Source organism: Microbulbifer elongatus (assembly GCF_021165935.1).
GTDB classification, from domain to species: domain Bacteria; phylum Pseudomonadota; class Gammaproteobacteria; order Pseudomonadales; family Cellvibrionaceae; genus Microbulbifer; species Microbulbifer elongatus.
Map to the genome: position 1 here is coordinate 4,088,991 of NZ_CP088953.1, position 18,140 is coordinate 4,107,130.

Here is an 18,140-nt window from a genome sequence, read left to right on the forward strand (position 1 = left end):
GATGACGTTGGCGGCCGGCTTATTTTTCGTCCTGTACCTCTTCCGCATCCAGCTCGTAGGCGCCTTCCGCGTTGTGCACTTCTTTACCGTGCAGAGGTGGATTGAACACACAGGCCATTTTCATTTCTGACTTGGCCTTGAGTACGTGCTTGTCGTTTTTATCCAGGATATAGATGGTGCCCGGAGTGATCTCGTGTACCACACCGTCTTCTTCTGCCATCACGGAACCTTCACCGGAAATGCAGTACACAGACTCCAGGTGGTTCTGGTAATGCAGGTGCAGATCCGCGCCTTCATAGATGGTGGTGATATGGAATGAAAAACCCATATTGTCGTTTTTCAGCAGCAGGCGGGTACTTTCCCAGCCTTCCGACACAATACGACGGTCTGTTTTTTCGGCTTCTTGCAGTTTTCTGACGATCATTACTAACTCTTACTGATTCTTTCTGGATTCGGTCTTAAATTCGAGGTGTGAAAACGGCCTGCGCAAACTGGCGGGCAGGCCGTTATTCAGCGAAGCAGGTGCGGATCAGGCAGCGCCGGCGAGGGTGCTGTCCTGCTCGTCTGCTTCATCGGCAAAGAAATCGTGTTCTACGGGTACGTCTTCGCCTTTCAGAACCTTGGCCACTGCCGCTTCTACAATATCCAACGCCTTGGTCAGGTTCTCGTCGCTGATGGTCAGCGGGCACAGGGTTTTTACCACGTGGTCGTCGGCACCACTGGTCTCGATGACCAGGCCGTTGCGGAAGGCTTCGGTGGTGATCTTGTCGGCCAGCTCACCACTGACGCAGTTCAGACCACGGAACATACCGCGACCGCGGGTGGTCATGTTGCCGTCACCGTATTTGTCGACGATGGTCTGCAGACGCTTCTCGATGTACTCGCCCTTGCGCAGTACTTCCTTGGCAAATTTATCGTCGCTCCAGAAGTGTTTGATGGCCGCAGTCGCGGTCACAAACGCCAGGTTGTTACCACGGAAGGTGCCGTTGTGCTCACCGGGCTTCCACTGGTCCAGCTCCGGCTTCATCAGCACTACCGCGAACGGCAGGCCGTAACCACTCAGAGATTTGGACAGGGTCACGATATCCGGAACGATGCCCGCTTCCTCGAAGCTGAAGTAGCTACCGGTACGGCCACAGCCCGCCTGAATGTCATCGACGATCAGCAGTACGTCGTGCTTTTTACAGACGTCCTGGAGATTGCGCAGCCATTCAACGCTGGCCGCATTGATACCGCCCTCACCCTGTACGGTTTCCACCAGTACCGCAGCCGGATGGTCAATACCACTGGAGGAGTCACTCAGCACCTTGTCCAGATAGGCGGTGGTGTCGATGTCATCACCCAGGTAACCGTCGTACGGCATACGCGCAACACTGCTCATGCTCACACCAGAGGCACCGCGGTGGTGGGAGTTACCGGTGGCGGCCAGGGCGCCCAGGCTGCAGCCGTGGAAACCGTTGGTGAAAGAAATGATGTTTTCGCGACCTTTGTATTTACGTGCGATCTTCAGCGCCGCTTCCACCGCGTTGGTACCGGTAGGGCCGGTGAACTGCATTACGTAGCTCATGTCACGGGGCTTCAGGATGTTCTCGTAAAAGGCTTCCAGGAATTCACGCTTGGCCTTGGTGTGCAGATCCAGACCGTGGGTGATGCCGTCCTGCTGAATGTACTCCAGCAGCGCTTCCTTGAAGATCGGGTTGTTGTGCCCGTAGTTCAGGGTGCCGGCGCCGGCGAGAAAGTCCAGGTACTGATTACCTTCTTCGTCGTACAGGTACTCGCCCTGTGCCTTGTTGAAAACCCGCGGGAAAGCGCGGGCATAGCTCATTACTTCAGATTCAATCTCGTCAAATACTTTCATTGTGCAACCCTTGTTCAGTGGCTGAAAAAATCAAAAACAAAAAATGGAAATTGGGAAACTTCGTTCATTGACCCGTGCGTACAGAGCGGCAACCGCTCAACGGGCCACACCCGCCTGCACCGCTGACACATCAAACGGACCGATACGCAACAGCATTTCGCTGTCGTGCTGGCCTCTGAAGTGGCGGTCGCGATCAAACATCACCGTTTCGGCGAGACCGGCGTCGAGCTTGCGCGCCAGACTGCGGAACAGCGCCCAGGAGGCGTCGTTGTCCGGAGTAATGGTGGTCTCCAGGTGTGTGACCTGGCTGCAGGCGGGGCGCGCAAGAATCTCGCGCAGCATACGGCCGGCCAGGCCCATCCCACGGCCGTTCGCCGCCACCGCAACCTGCCAGATGAACAGGGTCTCGGGACGTTCGGGGATGATGTAGCCGGAGATAAAACCTACCAGCTCGCCATTCAGCTCAGCGGCCACGCTGGTGGCGGCAAAGTGGCTGGCCTGCAGCAGGTTGCAATAGAGGGAATTGGTATCCAGGGGCGGGCAGTTCCCGATCAGCTGATGCACATCGGCACCATCTTCGCTGACCGGGCGGCGCAGCTGAACCTGGGCACTCCGGTCGACTGTAGAGCCAGCTTTCGGAGCGTCCGCCGGCTGCGCCAGCTGTACCTTGTCGTCGATCGAGTCGTCTTCTTTCTGTTCGCTTGTCGCGCTCAAACCAATACCTTTCGCTTAATTCTTTAGTCATCAAATTGTTAGAACAATATCAAATTTCCTTAACGGCACTGACAGATGGATGTCAGAAAGCAGAACGCCGTTTTAACAACCATGTTCCGCTTGAAATTTGACCTTTTTCTCAAAAAGTTATTTACTGCTCTAAACAATTAAATCCATAGTACTCTAAATATTAGCGAGGGCGCAAGGCCAAGCCTTATGCAACTTGATCAGAACTCAGCCAATTCCGGCGCCAGCGGTGAGCACCAGAATCAGGCGAAACCCGCGCAGGCAAAGGGCCCGCGCACCATAGGCGGGCATGAAATTCCCTCTCCGGACCCCCGGGTAAAGGTGTCGCCAGACTCCACGCGAAAACCGACCAATGATTCAAAATCCGATTTCCAGCAGGGTTTCGACGGCGCGACAATTGACAAACCCGCCGCAGAACCCAAAATCGGCCGCGGGCAAATGAGCCGCCACGCCTGCCATCCCGATTTCGAGAGCCTGCTGCTGATGGACAAGATTGAAGAAGTACTGATTACCCTGCGTCGCCTGATTCGCGCCACCGACCTGCACTCCAAGCAACTGGTCAAAACCGCCGGGCTTACCGCCCCGCAATTGCTACTACTGCAGGCGATCCGCGAGCAGGGCCAGGTCACCATTGGCGCTCTCGCCAAAGAGATCAGCCTCAGCCAGGCCACCGTAACCACTATTCTCGACCGCCTGGAAAAGCGCGGCCTGGTCTACCGGGAGCGCTCTTCGGAAGACAAACGCAAGGTCCATGCGTACCTCACCGACAAGGGCGCGGACATCATCCGCGATGCACCGACACCACTGCAGGAACATTTCGTCAAACAATTCCGCGACCTGCGTGAGTGGGAGCAGTCGATGATTATCTCCTCGCTGCAGCGAGTGGCACTGATGATGGATGCGGAGCATATCGACGCTTCGCCGGTACTGGATGTGGGCGACCTGGACCGCAAAGATGGTCGCAATCTACCCACCCAGGACGCCGCCAAAACCGCGAAAAGCCACCACGAAAACTGAACGCCCGGCGCAAAAATCACACGTAGATTTCCGCGCCAGTGCAAGGTTTGTTCTATTTCGTAACAATTCTCATCCAATCATTGCAATCACGCGGCAGTTGGGTATAAATGGGGCAACAACACGCGGTGCCCTCTCGCCGGCTATTCGACACGTATTCTGGTCGGCCAGCGGTAAGTGGACACCAACTCAAGACAGCGGCGCACTGCGCTGTCGCGGCAGACAAAAACGGCTCAGAAAACGCCCGATCCAATGATGGGTGGACGCATGAACCCGGAGCACCTTGCTCACGGGTCGGATGCCTACCCCCACACCCGCGACCGCGCCCCGGCGAAAACGACCGGCAAGAATCCGGTGAGAGTGCTATTCGCCCTCTCTTCCTCCGAGCACATGGCCGTGCTCGGCAAAAAGCGACTCCGGCCGCCCTGTCTTGCAACTTCTGTTTGGAATCCAGCCCCCAACGCCGAGCCCGGCCGGGGCCGTCACCGGATATCCACTCAGCTTTTTGGGGAAAGGACTGAACATGGCCTGCTTGCAACATCCTGACCGCGATCAACCGGTCTACCTGATGGCGCACCACACTGTTGGCCGCCGCCAGGGAGTCGCCGACACGCGCATCACGTTGCCGGAAATTTCTGGCATTCACGCTGCCATCCAGTGGACCGGCAGCCATTGGATTATTCGCTACCTCAGCCGCAACGGTACCTGGGTCAACGGCCAGCAACTGATCCCCGCCAAAAATCAGCAGCTACACCTGAGCGACAAACTCACCTTTGGCCGCGCCAACAATCCGGAGTGGGTGGTGGAAAACCTCGATCCGCCGGAAAACCTGCTGATCGACATGGAGACCGGTGAAGGTATTCCCCTGGAGTCCTACCACCTGTTGCCGGACGAGCACGACCCCATCGCCAGCCTGCACTTCAACCCCGTCAATGGCGTATGGATCTACGACATCCTCGATTGCGCAGAAAATCGCGACAGTGCGCGAGTGGTCACCCACGGCGCCCGCATCGATTGCGCCCGCAGCAGCTGGCAACTGTTCCTCGGGAACAGCCAAAGCACCACCACCGAGCTGTCATTCAAGAATCTGTGCATCTCCGATTTCCGCCTGCGTTACACCGTTAGCCACCACGAAGAACACGTACAGCTTCAGCTCACCAAAGATGAAATGAAGCTGGACCTGGCGGCGCGCTCGCACAATTACCTGCTGCTGTACCTGGCCCGTGCACGCATCCGCGATATTCAGCGCGGTGTCGATGAAGCAGATCAGGGCTGGGTCGCCATCGACCTGGCCACTCGTGAACTGGGCATTACCGTCAATCACCTGAACACCCAGATTTTCCGCGCCCGCAAACAGATTGCCGACAGCCTGCCAGATGCCATCGACACCTCGCGCCTGGTTGAGCGCCGCTCCTATGAAATGCGCCTGGGTTGTACGCAGCTGGATATTTTCAAAGGGTCACAAAAAGAAGAACTGGAAGCATCCACCGGTGAATATCCGGTGAGTGCAGTGAGCGAGACGGAGCCGGCCTGATACCGGCCCCCAGGCAAGGAGCAGGACTGAATCCACGGACGGCGGTTCTCCCGTAGATTTATTTACCGCAGTCATCAACATGCAGTCAGAGCAGTTACCATTTTACATCGGCCGTTATCACGCCACCGCCAGACTGGGTTCCGGCGGTATGGGCGTGGTCTACCTTGCCACCGATGAGCGACTCAATCGCCAGGTCGCGATCAAAAAACTGCTGCGCAATCCCAACAGCGGCAACGCCGACGAACGCATCCGCCGCGAGGCTATGCTGCTCGCGCAACTCAACCACAACAACATCGTGCAACTTTACGATGTGGTGGACGAGGACAGCGGCATTGCACTGGTGATGGAGTACGTGGACGGCTGCAACCTCGACCGCTGGAACAGAGAACGCTCCCCCAACCTGCAGCAGAAACTGCAACTGCTCAAACAGATCTGTACCGGACTCACCCGCGCCCATAGCGCCGGCATCATTCACCGGGACCTGAAAGCGGAAAATATCCTGGTGGACAGTAACGCCACCATCAAGATTACCGATTTCGGCATTGCCAAGAACTGGCAGGAAGACAGCGACCTTACCCGCGAGCAGCATGTGGCAGGCAGCTGGGGCACCATGTCGCCGGAACAGGCCCAGGGCAAACCCCTCGATAACCGCAGCGACCTGTTCTCCCTCGGTGTTCTGGCGTACCGCCTGCTGTGTGGACAAAACCCGTTTGGGGACAACAACAGCCCCTACGTCATCGTCGATCGCATCGTAAAAAGCCCGCACCCGCCAGCCTCCAGATTGGCCCCAGAGCTGCCGGCGGCCCTGAGCGACCTCCTGGACCGGCTACTGGCAAAGCAGCCGGAGCGGCGCCCGCTGAACGCCGCGGAAGTAGCCATGGAGCTGGAGTCCCTGTTGCAGCAATGCCGCGGCAGCGGCAGCTTTACCCGCACGCACAGCATTACCGCCACGGTTACCGCCGAGCGGTACTTTCATCGTCCGCACAAGCCCCGTCATTTACTCGCCCGAGTGGCAATGGGCGCGCTGGCGACCTGTGTCATCGGCGTGACCACCGTGGTGGGCATCTCCCTTTATTCTGCTCCGGCGGAATCCCAGAAAGGGCGCTATATCGCCGTACTCGACCCCGCCGACCAAGGCTCGGAAGCCACCGCACCCAATCAGCGGTTGCTGATCAGCAATGTACATAGCGCGCTCAAACAGGGGCTCTCTGACCGCAACGGCCTGCACCTGATTTCTTTTTCCGAGTCCCGCAAACATGCGGGGCAACCCCTCGCGACCCAGGCAAAGTCGCTCAACGCCGATCTGATGCTGGTACCCGATGTGGAATGTGAGGAGCACAGCTGCGAGCTCTCACTGGAGCTATTGGACAGCGACACCCTCGCCGTCATCGGCAGCGAAAGCACCCGCCTGGTGATTGATGAAGGACTGGAAAGCCGCGCGCGCACCCTGCACCAGCTCGACAAACTGCTTATTGACTACCCGGCCCAGACCGCCGACGCGGCCTCGCAGATCAGCGACGAGGATTACCTCACCTACCTCAGCATCTACGCCCAGCGCAACAACTACCGGGTGCTCGAATCCCTGCTCGACCAACTGGATGCGTTGCAGGAAAGAGCACCGGGATTTACCCCGCTGTATGAACTCTATACGGAAACAGCGCTCGACCACGACTTCAACTCCCGCGCAGCAGAAGCCGGCGACCGCCTGGAGCGGCTGCTGAAGAAGGCACCGACCTGGCTGAGAGAAACACCGGAGTTCACCGTCAGTGCGTTCCGCCTGGCGGTAATGCGCAATGACACCAGCCGCGCCGAAGCGCTTCTGGAAAAACTGAAGCTGAACCTGCCGGACAAAGCCAGCTACTACCAGGTGGTATCCATGTACCACCAGCTGCGCGGTGACTATGACAAGGCGCTGGAAAGTATCAACCGCTCACTGGAACTCCGCACCAGTTACGACTACCTGGACCAGAAAGCGCTGATCCTGACCCTCGCCGGGAATATGCCTGCCGCCAACAAGGTGCTGAAACAGGCGATCGCCCTCAACAGCGAGCTCGTCGATGCCACCTCCCTGCTCGCCAGCAATATGCTCGACCAGGGGCAGCCCCAGGAAACTATCCGCCTGCTCACCGAGGCCGGCCTCGATCGCATCAGCATCACCGATATATACAACCTGTGCCAGGCCTACTATATCGAGCGGCAGTACGATCAGTCCCTGCAGTGTTTCCAGCGGGTCTCCGAGCTTGCCCCCAAAGACTCCGCCCCGCTGCTGTACCGTGCAGAAATTGCCCGGGAGCTCGACAAACCACAAAAGGCCCGGGAATATGCGCAACAGGCCCTCGAGTTGACACAGCACCGGGACGACTGGGAAGGCCTGCTGCTACAGGCTCGCGCCTACGCCGAACTGGGCGAGGCCGAGAAGGCGGTGGAAAATCTGCTCAATATCCGCCGCGAGGCTCCGGACGACCTCTACACCAACTACACCCGCGCCCAGGTATATATCTCCACCGGTGACCTGCTCTCCGCCAAGGCGCATATCCGCAAGACCCTCCAGCAGGGCATCTCGCCGATCTGGTATTGCACCCCGCGGTTTGTCAAAATCTGCAATCTGACCGCCTTCGACGACCTCCGGCTGCAATACCCTGGTCTCTGCGGCGGCGAACACAAGAACAAGCCGGACGGCGATTCCCAGATCGCCGCCAGTGGCGAAGCCAGCACGAAGCTTTGATCGCACAACCGATTCACTCTTCAACGCTCCGGCGCGCCCGTTTTTAGTGTTCGTGTTCCTATGTGGGCCCAGCGGTAACGGGTCCGGGCTCAATCACAACAAGAACACACGCAGATGGACATTGCCGACTCCGAGGTTGCACCGCAATCTCCCGCAACCGATGCACCGCAGCTGAGCGACCGCTACCAGATCCAGAGCACTCTCGGTGCCGGGGGCATGGGCGTGGTCTACCTGGCGGAAGACCTCAAGCTGCAGCGACGGGTGGCGATCAAGCGGCTCAAGGCCGACGCCGCCAGTGACAATGCCCACCAGCGCATCCAGCAGGAAGCGCGCCTGCTCGCCCAGCTCAATCACCCCAATATTGTCGCCTTGCACGATGTGCTGGAAGACACCCTGGACAATGGCGGCCGCAGCGTTGCCCTGGTGATGGAATATATCGAGGGCACAACCCTGCGCGCCTGGATGCGCGAGCGCACACCCAACCTGCAACAGAAACTCAGCCTGCTGATGCAGATCTGCCAGGGCCTGCAGCAGGCCCACGACCTCGGCATCATTCACCGGGACCTGAAGTCCGACAATATCCTGATTGCGGAAAACGCCAAAGGCGAACCGGTGGCCAAGATCACCGACTTCGGCATCGCCAAATCCCAGCAACTGGACGAACAGACCCTGACTGCGGAAAACCAGCTGGCCGGCACCATCACCGCCATGTCGCCGGAACAGATCCTCGGCAAAGCCCTGGATGCCCGCAGCGACCTGTTCAGCCTTGGCACCATCGCCTACGAGCTGCTCACCGGCAGCCGCCCCTTCGGCAAAAACGACACCGGCGCCCTGGCAATGGCCCACCGCGTCACCAACGACCCGCACACCCCACCGCAACAGGCCTGGGCCGGTATCCCCGAGCCCCTGGCAATCCTGCTGGACAAACTCCTCGCCAAAGATCCGTCCCAGCGCCCGCAGAGTGCGCAGATTGTGTATCAGGGCTTTGCCCTGCTGCATAAACAGGGGCTGGAGGCCGAAAGCGAAGACTACACCGCGACCCTCACCGACCTGTTTACCCACCACAAAATCAAATCCCGCCGCCGCTGGCAGCGGGCGCTGGCGATTGTTGCCGCCGCATTGGTTTTGAGTATCGGGGGTTACTGGGGCTGGAAGGAATTCACCCGGCTGGAGCCGCAGTATATTGCGGTGATGCCGGTGGAGATTAATGGGGAGATTCGCGGGGAGCAGAATGCCAAGGCGCTGACGCGGACCATGGTGCGACAGGCGTTGATGAATTCGGTTTCGCAGTTGAAGGCGAGTGCGTTGGTGAGTTTTGAGCCTAAGGTGGGGCAAGACTTTGAAGCCCAGTTGCAAAAATTACGAGATAAAGGTGTAACCGATGCGCTGTTTGCGCGACTAGAATGCGCGGAGGTTCGGTGTGAAATCGAAATTCAACGCTTGGCACCACAAGACAGCCGCATTAAACAACAGGAAAGCTTTACTTTCCTAACGGATAAGGTTCAAGAAGCGCAGTATCGCACCAGTAACAGTACTGCCAATCTGTTCGCGCTGCCGTACCAGCGAGGTGACCTCTCTCTGGCAACAATGTCAGATGGCGACTACAAGCGGTATCTAGATGTCCTGAGTCGAATGGAGGCCAAGGAGCTTAGTGAGAATGATCTCAGTGAACTGTTCACACTGAGCAATCGCTACCCTCGCAATATATATATCTACCAGAGTTTCACCGATGTAGCAGCGCGCCTGTTTGTTCTTGACGGTAATACGACGCACTTGGAGTCCGCACTGCAATCTATCGAAAAAGCAAATAAATTTGGAATCCCCAAATCACTGACAAGCCGACTAAAACTATTCATTTACGGTTTAGGTGACTATTCTGATCAATACGAACAGTTAATCTCAGATCTTGAGACAACGGACGTCCCACTCGCAGAACTACTCAGCGAGCGCGCCCGCTACCACTACCGAGCTGGGAACTACGAATCAGGCCTAAAATATGCAACAGAAGCCGCTGAACTCAATCCATCCGCAGACAACCTTCACCTGACTGCCCTGAACCAGATAGCAAGCGGCAACTACGATGAAGGACGTATAACTCTTAATGAGACGATTAAAGTCTTTCCGGAGCACTGGTCTTCATATTCCGCCCTGGGCGTAATCGAGCTGGAAAACGGAAATCTTGAAACGGCCGAACAGGCAATTACCTCAATCCCAGAAAACCTTCGGGGCTGGCGCACTAAATCCAACCTCGGAGTCATTTATTTCTTACAAAAAAAGTACTCAGAAGCGCTTTTGATTCAACAAGAAATTCTCAACTCCAACCCGGATAGCATTGAAACCATGGAAGAAATTGCTTCAAGCCATTTAATGCTTGGGGAGAACGAAATGGCAATGAATCAATACAGGAAAATATTAGAAATCACTGACGATGAAGAAGATTTCGAAGAGTCTAGGTATAAAGCCATCGCATTGGCAAACCTTGGAGAACTAAATGACGCGATTGCTATTAGCAACCGATTGCTGAAGAAAGCGGCTGATGATACCTATATACAATATAATGCAGGGCAAGTTTACGCTCTAGCAGAAGAGTGGAGTTCTGCCAATTATTATATTGAGCGTCTATTGGAGCAAGGCATGAGCGCAGAATGGTTTAGTCTCCCAGCATTTCAGCGAATCTGCACCCAGCCTCAAGCCTCAAGAAATGTAAAAAACGCTATTTGCAGATAATTAAAGCGGCTCGAGCTTTGCCCTTGGGTCACCAGAGACAAAATGCATACCGCCATCAACGGCTTCACACAACCACAGGAACTTGAAGTTATCCGGCTTATTCTCTTTATCCTTGATAACGATTTTTAGCTCGGTATAGCGCCCATTCACCCGCTTGGCAGTCGTTTTGAACTGGTGTTTGAAGTCCGGACTGAGCGCCAGGATACCATCCAGTTTACGGTTGGTGCTCAGAGCAAACTCCAGATCACGCCCCGGCACGGCGGAGAGATCGAGGGTAAGGTTGATCACCAACTTGCCCCCGCGACCGCCAAATTTAAAGTCCATATTGCCAAACAGTTCGTTCGGATTGCACTTCTCATAAAAAGGCCAGTACTGTGCGGTACCGTTTTCGGGCTCTACCGGGCGCAGCATCATATCGATCTCTATGCCTTCCGCCGGCACATCAACCACCAGCTCCGGCAAGGAGTCGCAATAATTATCCACTTCTGCTTTGTTCATGTTGTCATCCCTATAATTGTAATCAGCGAGCGATTGCTCACCTGCCCTGCAAACCACCCAGGGGATCAATGGTCTTGGAAAATATCTCAATCAGACGCAGACTCAGGACGAGAACTGCGTCACATAGCTTACTGCAACCGGTTGGCGGGTTTCCAGAACACTTTGATTAAAAAAAACCGGCAGTAAGCAAGCTTACTGCCGGTGATAATCAGATGGTCCCAGCCATCTACGGTTACAACAACACTATCAAGAGCGAAATGAGGCATCCGTGCCTCTGTCAGGCCCTTCCACGATCCCGGCTTCCTAGGCTCTGTGGTTACCGGGCCGGCCTGACGGTTCGGCTTGCGCCGAAGTCTTCCTGATCTGGTTACCTGCCGCCTAGGCTCTGCGGAGACAGATAACTACCAATCCTTTGGTGAGGGCTTGCTCACACTAAATTCAACAATCCCGTCCCTGCGGTTACCCCCCACTGGGCGGCTATCGAATTTAGTGTGAGCAAGCCCGGCTGAAGATCGCGTTGCTGCTGCCGGTGTGGAAAGCAAATTCCATCGCTTTCCTTGTTCCACCTTCCGTGATGGGCACCGGTACCAGGGTGTCTGCAATCCACCGCGCCGCGGCTCCTGTGACGGCCGGGCATCGCGTCCCCTTCAACCTTGAGGTGAAATTTACGGATTTCGCCATTACAGGTCGATCACACGCCATTACACGCAATTACACGGGTGGGGGTTTATTCCTCAGTCTGATGTTTTTTCCGCCACCAGGGCATCGTCATCTCGGCACAGGAGCGTCATGCCGGACTTGATCCAGTACCGGATCCAGAGAGCGGAGTGCTTGGTTGGTTCCATGCTGGATGCCGGATCAAGTCCGGCATGACGGGGAAGTGGTTCTGCGCTGGATGCCGAATCAAGTCCGGTATGACCGGGACGTGGTTCTGCGCTGGCTGCTCGATCGAGTCCGCCCTGCCGTTGAAGGCGCAACGCTTTGCGGAGGTTTCACTACACTGTGAAGTCGACACCCTGTGTGCGAGACAGGTTTGTGCCTTTCGGGACGATTGCTTGTTGGTGCGCAGCGGATCCCGTAAGATCGGCGGTCTTTTCGCCCATAAATTAAACAGCGCTGACTTATCCACACGCACGAGTCCACAATGACGAGAATGTTTTCGCGCCAGAATTACCGCGCTATTTTCCACGCTTTTGTGGCTGTTACCGCGCTGCTCCTGTATGCATCCGTCGCCAAGGCCCAGAGTTACGAGCAGCTGTACAGCGACTACCGCGGCAGTCTGTATCAGATTCGCCTGATCGAGCACTCCTCCAACTCCAAGGCGGGGCTGGGTTCCGGCTTCCAGATTTCCAAAGACGGCCTGATCGCCACCAATTACCACGTGGTCTCCGAGGCGGTGCACGATGCCGACAAGTACGTCCTCAAATACCTGTCGGTGGACGGCAAGGAAGGCGAGCTGGAGCTGCTGGATGTGGACGTGGTGAACGATCTGGCAATCCTGCGCCAGAAAGGTACGCCCGGCCCGGATTTCCTGCAGCTGGCCAGCCAGGCGCCGAGTAAGGGTGAGACCATTGTCTCCATGGGTAACCCGCTGGATCTGGGAATGACCATCGTTCCCGGCACCTACAACGGCATCGCCGGTGGCAGCTTTTACGACCGCATTCATTTCTCCGGCTCCATTAATCCCGGTATGAGCGGAGGCCCGGTAATCAATCGCAATGGCCAGGTGGTGGGTATCAACGTGGCCACTGCAGGCAACCAGATCAGCTTCCTGGTGCCGGTGGACAAGCTGGTGGCCCTACTGCAGGACTATAAAAAAGACGCCGGCGAAAACAACGGCGCCCTGGAACTGCAGCCGATCATCAGCCGTCAGTTGCATCAGAACCAGCAGCGCATCATCGACCAGATCCTCGACGCCAAATGGCAGCTGCGTCCCCTGGGCGATGCCATGGTGGTGGGGGAAATCGTGCCCTCGATCCAGTGCTGGGGTAACACCAGCGACGACGAAGACGAATTGATCAAGCAGGTGGCCAAAGGGTGTACCGGGCAGGACGTGGTATTCCTGTCGGAAACCTTTGATACCGGGCGGGTGGAATACGAGTTTTTCTGGCTGGAATCCGAAGACGATTTTCTGTCTTCGCGTTTCTACGCGGCCTATGAGGAAAATATGAGCGGCTTCTTTCCCGGCAACAGCGCCGGTGAGGACGATGTGACCGACTTTAACTGCAAGCAGCAGTTCACCACCCACCCGCGTAACGGCCAGGCGCAGAGTGGTGATAACGCGGAAAAGCGTGAAAATGGTGCAGATGCCACCGACGAAGAGGCGCAAACGCCGCCCAAGGCCAACGGCAGCCGCGAGCCAGTGATTGCACGCACTTCCTATTGCGTGCGCCGCTACAAGGATTACCCGGAGCTGTACGACGTCTTCTATGTGAGCCTCACGGTAGATCACGACAACCGTGCGCTGGTGAGCCACTTCACCCTGTCCGGGTTCACCCAGGAATCCGCCACCGCCTTTACCCAGAAGTTTGCGAGCGAAGTTCAATGGCACTGATTATCGAAGAAATCAATCGTGCCCACCGGGTGTGCAACCGCTTCCGCATGAACGGCGAGCGCGCCACACTGGGCCGCTGCTACAGCAGCGATGTAATGCTGGAAGACCCCCATGTGGACCCACTGCACGCAGAAGTGGTGCAGGACGAAGACGGCTGCTATGTGCTGCGCGATCTGAACAGCCTCAACGGCATGCGCCTGATGCGCAATTTCCGCGATAAGTCGGTCAAACAGGCCGATGTCCGCGAGCGCCAGATACAGTGCGGAGACGAGGTGCAGATCGGCAAAAGCCGGGTGCGCTTTATCAATGCGGAAATGAGCGTGGCACCGGCCATTCCTCTGCACTCGGCGGAGAATATTTTTGACCGGCTGGCAACGCCACTTGTCGCCGTCACCCTGTGCCTGCTGGTGGCGGGACTCAGCCTGTGGCTGGCTTACCTCGGCAGTACCATGGAGTTTGAGTGGACCGGCGCGGTGGAAGTACTCACTGACGCGGTGATCGGCCTGTTGATTTACGCGGCGGCCTGGGCCTTTATCGGCAAAGTGGTCAAGCACGAGGCGCACTTCCTCGCGCACCTTTCCATTGCTGCCACCGCGGCGCTGGTCTATGCCGGCTGGCAGTGGTTTGGCTCCCTGCTCAATTTCAACTTCAATCTGCACTATGCCCTGCCGCTGCTGAATATCCTGGCGCTGGCGGTGATCCTGCCAGTGATGCTGTGGTGCGCGGCCTACCTTGCACTGAATATTGCCCCCCACTGGCGCCTGGTGGCCTCGGTGCTGCTGCCCTGGTGCTTCCTCGGGTTCGCGGCAGCGGTGGAGATCGGCAAGATGGACGAGTTCAGCGATTCCCCGCAAGTCTCCAAAGAGCTGAAGTCCAAGGGTCTGCTGTGGCGCAAGCCGGTACCGCTGGAGGAGTTTCTGGCTGCCACGCCGGCGCTGTTCGATATCCCACTGGACCAGGAGTCTGGCAAGAAAACAACCGCCAGCAAGGCGACGGAATCGGATCTGGACGTGCGCGGCGAGTAAATGCCCACTTAAACTGGCACAACCGTCGAACTCTGTGCCGTGAACGCATAAAATCTCCGCGCGCCGCTGCCTTCTGGCGCGCACAAGGAGTGAATGTCATGACCGAGTCCAACAACGATCACAGCCCATTCTGGAGCCCCGCGGTAGCGAAGCTGCAGCCGTATGTCCCCGGCGAGCAGCCCAAGACCACCGCGCGCCTGATCAAGCTGAACACCAACGAGAGCCCTTACCCGCCCTCTCCCAAAGCGCAGGCGGTGCTGCAGGAAGAAGGCCTGGCGGCCCACCTGCGCCTCTACCCGGACCCGGAATCCACCCAGCTGCGCGAGACCATCGCCGCCCAGTTCAATCTGTCACCGGAGCAGGTGTTTGTGGGCAACGGTTCCGACGAGGTACTGGCGCACGCCTTCTACAGCTTCTTCCAGCGCCCGGAGCCGTTGCTGTACCCAGACATCACTTACAGCTTTTATCCCGTGTACTGCCAGTTTTACGGCATCGAGTCACAAAAGCTGCCCCTGCGGGACGACTTCTCCATCGCGGTAGAAGACTTTGCCATCGATAACGCCGGCGGCGTGATTATCCCCAACCCGAACGCGCCAACCGGACGCTATTTGCCGCTGGCGGAAATCGAGAAGCTGCTGCAGTTGCACCCGGAGCGGGTGGTGGTGATCGACGAGGCCTATATCGATTTTGGGGGCGACAGTGCGGTCGCCCTGATCGACTGCTACCCGAACCTGCTGGTGATTCACACCCTGTCCAAGTCCCACGCCCTCGCCGGTTTGCGCCTGGGTTATGCGATGGGCCAGGCACACCTGATCGAGGGGCTGAACCGGGCGAAGAACTCCTTCAACTCCTACCCTATCGACGGTATTGCCCAGAAGGTGGCAACGGCGGCAATTGCCGACCGGGAGTGGCTGGCGGACAACTGTGCCAAGGTGATCGCGACCCGCGAATGGACCTGCTCTGAGCTTTCGGGCCTGGGCTTCGATATCGTCCCTTCCACCGCAAATTTTATTTTCGCCAAACCCCCAAAGATTTCTGCCGAGTCACTGTTCCTGGCCCTGCGCGAGCGCAATATCATCGTTCGCTATTTCAACAAGCCGCGGATTAGTGAGTACTTGCGTATCAGCATTGGAACCGATGAGGAAATGCAGGCGCTGGTGGCGGCTTGTCGGGAAGTTTTATAGAAGCCTGACGTGAAGGCTCTGATACCGGGAAACCCTTCGCGAGACCGTCTGCGGCCTGGATGGCCGCAGCCGAGCCCCCATGGATGGGTTTACGGCGTGTCTCGCGAAGGGTTTACCGGTAGCAGGGCCGCCCCATAACCTGAAAATAGAATACCCACGAAAGCGGATGCTTCCACAGAACTAGCGGACGGAACCTCTATAATTTCTCGACCACTAAACCCTAAATCGACGTACCCGCAGTAACCATGTCGCCTCAGATCAAGAAAGCCCTTCAAATCCTATCCGCCGCCACACTGGCTGTGCTGGCAAGTACTACTTTCGCCAAAAACCCCTGGGAAGCGGTGAAGAAACCGTCGAACCAGCTGCCCGAAAGCATCGGCAGCTACAGCAACGGCTGTCTGAGCGGCGCGGAGCAGATGCCACTGCGAGGCGAAGGCTTCCAGCTGGTGCGCACCGGGCGCGACCGTCACTACGGCAACCCCTATCTGGTGGAGTTTCTCAAGGATTTTTCCAACGCCGTGGAAGAAAATAACCTCGGTCGGCTGCAGATCGGTGATATGTCCATGGCCCGTGGCGGGCCATTTAGCAGCGGGCACAAGAGCCACCAACAAGGGCTGGATGCGGACATCTGGTTTTCCCAGGATAAGCGGGCCGCCGAGCGCCCGCTGACAGCCTGGGAGCGGGACAATATCTCCGCCATACCCATGGCCGATGAACGCAAGCATGTACTGCTGGAGGAAAACTGGGATCCGCGTATTCCCGATATCCTGCGTATCGCGTCTGAAGACCCTCGCGTCGCGCGAATCTTCGTGCATCCCACCATCAAGCGGAAAATGTGCAATATTGCAGGGAGCGATAACGAATGGCTGCGCAAGGTGCGCCCCTGGTGGGGCCACAATTACCACTTTCATGTTCGCCTGAATTGTCCGCCAGGGGATAAGCACTGCAAGCCGCAATCCAAGGTGCGCGGTAACCCTTGCGGCGGTGGGCTGGACTGGTGGTTTAGCGACGAGTTTTACGCCATTCTTAACGGTACCGCGCCCACCAAACCCAAGCCGGAAAAGCCGCCGAAAAAGCCGGACATGCCGGCCCAGTGTGCCCAGGTACTGACGGCACCGGCAGCGCCGAAGAACTGATGAGAGCCAAATGAATAAACAGGCCCCCAATAGCAACCCATCACAGACCATTCACGTTTTACTGATCTGCGGCGGTGGCGGCAGTGAGCACGATGTTTCCCTGCGCACCGCGGATTTTATCCAGCGGGAACTGGCGAAATCGCCGACGGTCCAGCTAACCCGGGTCACCATGGACGGCGATGGCCGCTTTGTTGATGAGAATGACCAGGTACGGGAGTTACGCTCAGACAAGCTGTTATACAGCGCTTCTGGTGGCAATTCGGGCAGCGCGCAGCCGGTGGATTATGTTATTCCGGCGATTCACGGTTACCCCGGGGAAACCGGCGATCTGCAATCTCAGCTGGAAATTCTCGGACTGCCCTATTTCGGCTGTGGGCCTGAGGCAAGCAAGGTGTGCTTCAACAAGATCACCACCAAGCTGTGGCTGACGGCGCTTGGGATCGACAATACCCCGTATCAGTTTCTGTGTGCGGACAACGCAGACGAGGCGGCGAAGGCGCAGGATGCATTGAAGCAATGGGGTTCGGTGTTTGTGAAGGCGTCGAACCAGGGGTCTTCGGTGGGTTGTTACAAGGTGAGCGATCCGGAGGCTTTGGATGGGGCTTTGCGGGAAGCGTTCAAGCTGTCGCCTTACGTGCTGGTGGAGAAGTGCCTGAAAGTGCGGGAGCTGGAGGTGGCGGCTTACCTCTATGACGGTGAATTGGTTGTGACGCCGCCCGGTGAGGTGTGTGCGCCGGAGGATACTTTTTACAGTTACGAGGAAAAGTACGCGGAGGCCAGCCGGGCGCGGACTCATGTGGTGGCGGAGGGTTTGTCGGATGCGCAGTTGGGATGGATTCGCGAGGCGTCGAAGCGGGCGTTTGTGGGTTTACAGTTGAAGGATCTTTCGCGGATTGATTTCTTTCTGACGGATGATGGGGAGATTTATCTGAATGAGGTAAATACCTTTCCGGGGATGACGTCTATTTCGATGTTCCCGAAAATGCTGCAAAACCAGGGGCATGACTTTTCTTCTTACCTCGGTGCTCTGATCCACGCTGCGGTCGCTTGATTCCAATCCGGTGGCGGTACCGCTACCAGGTGTAGCTTTACGAGACACGCCGTGAACCCATCCATGGGGGCTCTTCTGCGAGGTCCCTCTCGC

The 18,140-nt window shown here is 57.3% G+C and carries 13 protein-coding genes; 9 read left to right on the forward strand and 4 right to left on the reverse strand.

The genetic code is table 11. The features are described 5' to 3' along the window. Positions 1-19 precede the first annotated feature (19 nt). The 3 genes from LRR79_RS16830 to ectA all read right to left on the reverse strand — a co-directional run bounded on the left by LRR79_RS16830 (position 20) and on the right by ectA (position 2,572). The gene (locus LRR79_RS16830; protein ID WP_231758312.1) at positions 20-424 is read right to left on the reverse strand and encodes an ectoine synthase; all 405 of its coding nucleotides are present in this window, start codon (positions 422-424) and stop codon (positions 20-22) included. A gap of 105 nt (positions 425-529) precedes the next feature. Then, complete coding sequence (gene ectB, locus LRR79_RS16835; protein WP_231758313.1) at positions 530-1,858, reverse strand: diaminobutyrate--2-oxoglutarate transaminase; 1,329 nt, start codon at positions 1,856-1,858, stop codon at positions 530-532. A 96-nt stretch (positions 1,859-1,954) separates the two neighbouring features. Then, positions 1,955-2,572 (reverse strand): diaminobutyrate acetyltransferase, encoded by a 618-nt coding sequence (ectA, locus tag LRR79_RS16840; RefSeq protein WP_231758314.1) that lies wholly within the window; start codon positions 2,570-2,572, stop codon positions 1,955-1,957. A 510-nt stretch (positions 2,573-3,082) separates the two neighbouring features. Here ectA and LRR79_RS16845 point away from each other — a divergent pair. The 4 genes from LRR79_RS16845 (at position 3,083) to LRR79_RS16860 (ending at position 10,599) form a co-directional block, all read left to right on the forward strand. After that, the gene (locus LRR79_RS16845; RefSeq protein ID WP_231760053.1) at positions 3,083-3,616 is read left to right on the forward strand and encodes a MarR family winged helix-turn-helix transcriptional regulator; all 534 of its coding nucleotides are present in this window, start codon (positions 3,083-3,085) and stop codon (positions 3,614-3,616) included. 520 nt (positions 3,617-4,136) lie between these two features. Further along, positions 4,137-5,147 carry an FHA domain-containing protein gene (locus LRR79_RS16850; protein ID WP_231758315.1) on the forward strand — a complete coding sequence of 337 codons (1,011 nt, stop codon included), beginning with the start codon at positions 4,137-4,139 and terminating at the stop codon, positions 5,145-5,147. A 79-nt stretch (positions 5,148-5,226) separates the two neighbouring features. Beyond that, positions 5,227-7,872 (forward strand): serine/threonine-protein kinase, encoded by a 2,646-nt coding sequence (locus LRR79_RS16855; protein WP_231758316.1) that lies wholly within the window; start codon positions 5,227-5,229, stop codon positions 7,870-7,872. A gap of 114 nt (positions 7,873-7,986) precedes the next feature. Then, positions 7,987-10,599, forward strand: coding sequence for a serine/threonine-protein kinase (locus LRR79_RS16860; protein WP_231758317.1), 2,613 nt, complete (start codon positions 7,987-7,989; stop codon positions 10,597-10,599). On the opposite strand, the gene LRR79_RS16865 is transcribed toward LRR79_RS16860, so the two are convergent. Next, the gene (locus LRR79_RS16865) at positions 10,600-11,097 is read right to left on the reverse strand and encodes a hypothetical protein (RefSeq protein ID WP_231758318.1); all 498 of its coding nucleotides are present in this window, start codon (positions 11,095-11,097) and stop codon (positions 10,600-10,602) included. It abuts the gene before it with no gap. A 1,144-nt stretch (positions 11,098-12,241) separates the two neighbouring features. Between LRR79_RS16865 and LRR79_RS16870 the strand changes: the two genes are divergently transcribed. The 5 genes from LRR79_RS16870 to LRR79_RS16890 all read left to right on the forward strand — a co-directional run bounded on the left by LRR79_RS16870 (position 12,242) and on the right by LRR79_RS16890 (position 18,047). Beyond that, on the forward strand, positions 12,242-13,651 hold the full coding sequence (locus LRR79_RS16870; RefSeq protein ID WP_231758319.1) for a S1C family serine protease: 1,410 nt from the start codon (positions 12,242-12,244) through the stop codon (positions 13,649-13,651). Then, positions 13,642-14,676 (forward strand): FHA domain-containing protein, encoded by a 1,035-nt coding sequence (locus tag LRR79_RS16875; protein ID WP_231758320.1) that lies wholly within the window; start codon positions 13,642-13,644, stop codon positions 14,674-14,676. The genes LRR79_RS16870 and LRR79_RS16875 overlap by 10 nt, the downstream gene beginning before the upstream one ends. Positions 14,677-14,774: 98 nt before the next feature. Next, the gene (gene hisC / locus LRR79_RS16880) at positions 14,775-15,860 is read left to right on the forward strand and encodes a histidinol-phosphate transaminase (RefSeq protein WP_231758321.1); all 1,086 of its coding nucleotides are present in this window, start codon (positions 14,775-14,777) and stop codon (positions 15,858-15,860) included. A gap of 245 nt (positions 15,861-16,105) precedes the next feature. After that, on the forward strand, positions 16,106-16,996 hold the full coding sequence (gene mepA / locus LRR79_RS16885; RefSeq protein ID WP_231758322.1) for a penicillin-insensitive murein endopeptidase: 891 nt from the start codon (positions 16,106-16,108) through the stop codon (positions 16,994-16,996). A 10-nt stretch (positions 16,997-17,006) separates the two neighbouring features. Beyond that, positions 17,007-18,047 carry a D-alanine--D-alanine ligase gene (locus tag LRR79_RS16890; RefSeq protein ID WP_231758323.1) on the forward strand — a complete coding sequence of 347 codons (1,041 nt, stop codon included), beginning with the start codon at positions 17,007-17,009 and terminating at the stop codon, positions 18,045-18,047. Positions 18,048-18,140: the final 93 nt, after the last annotated feature.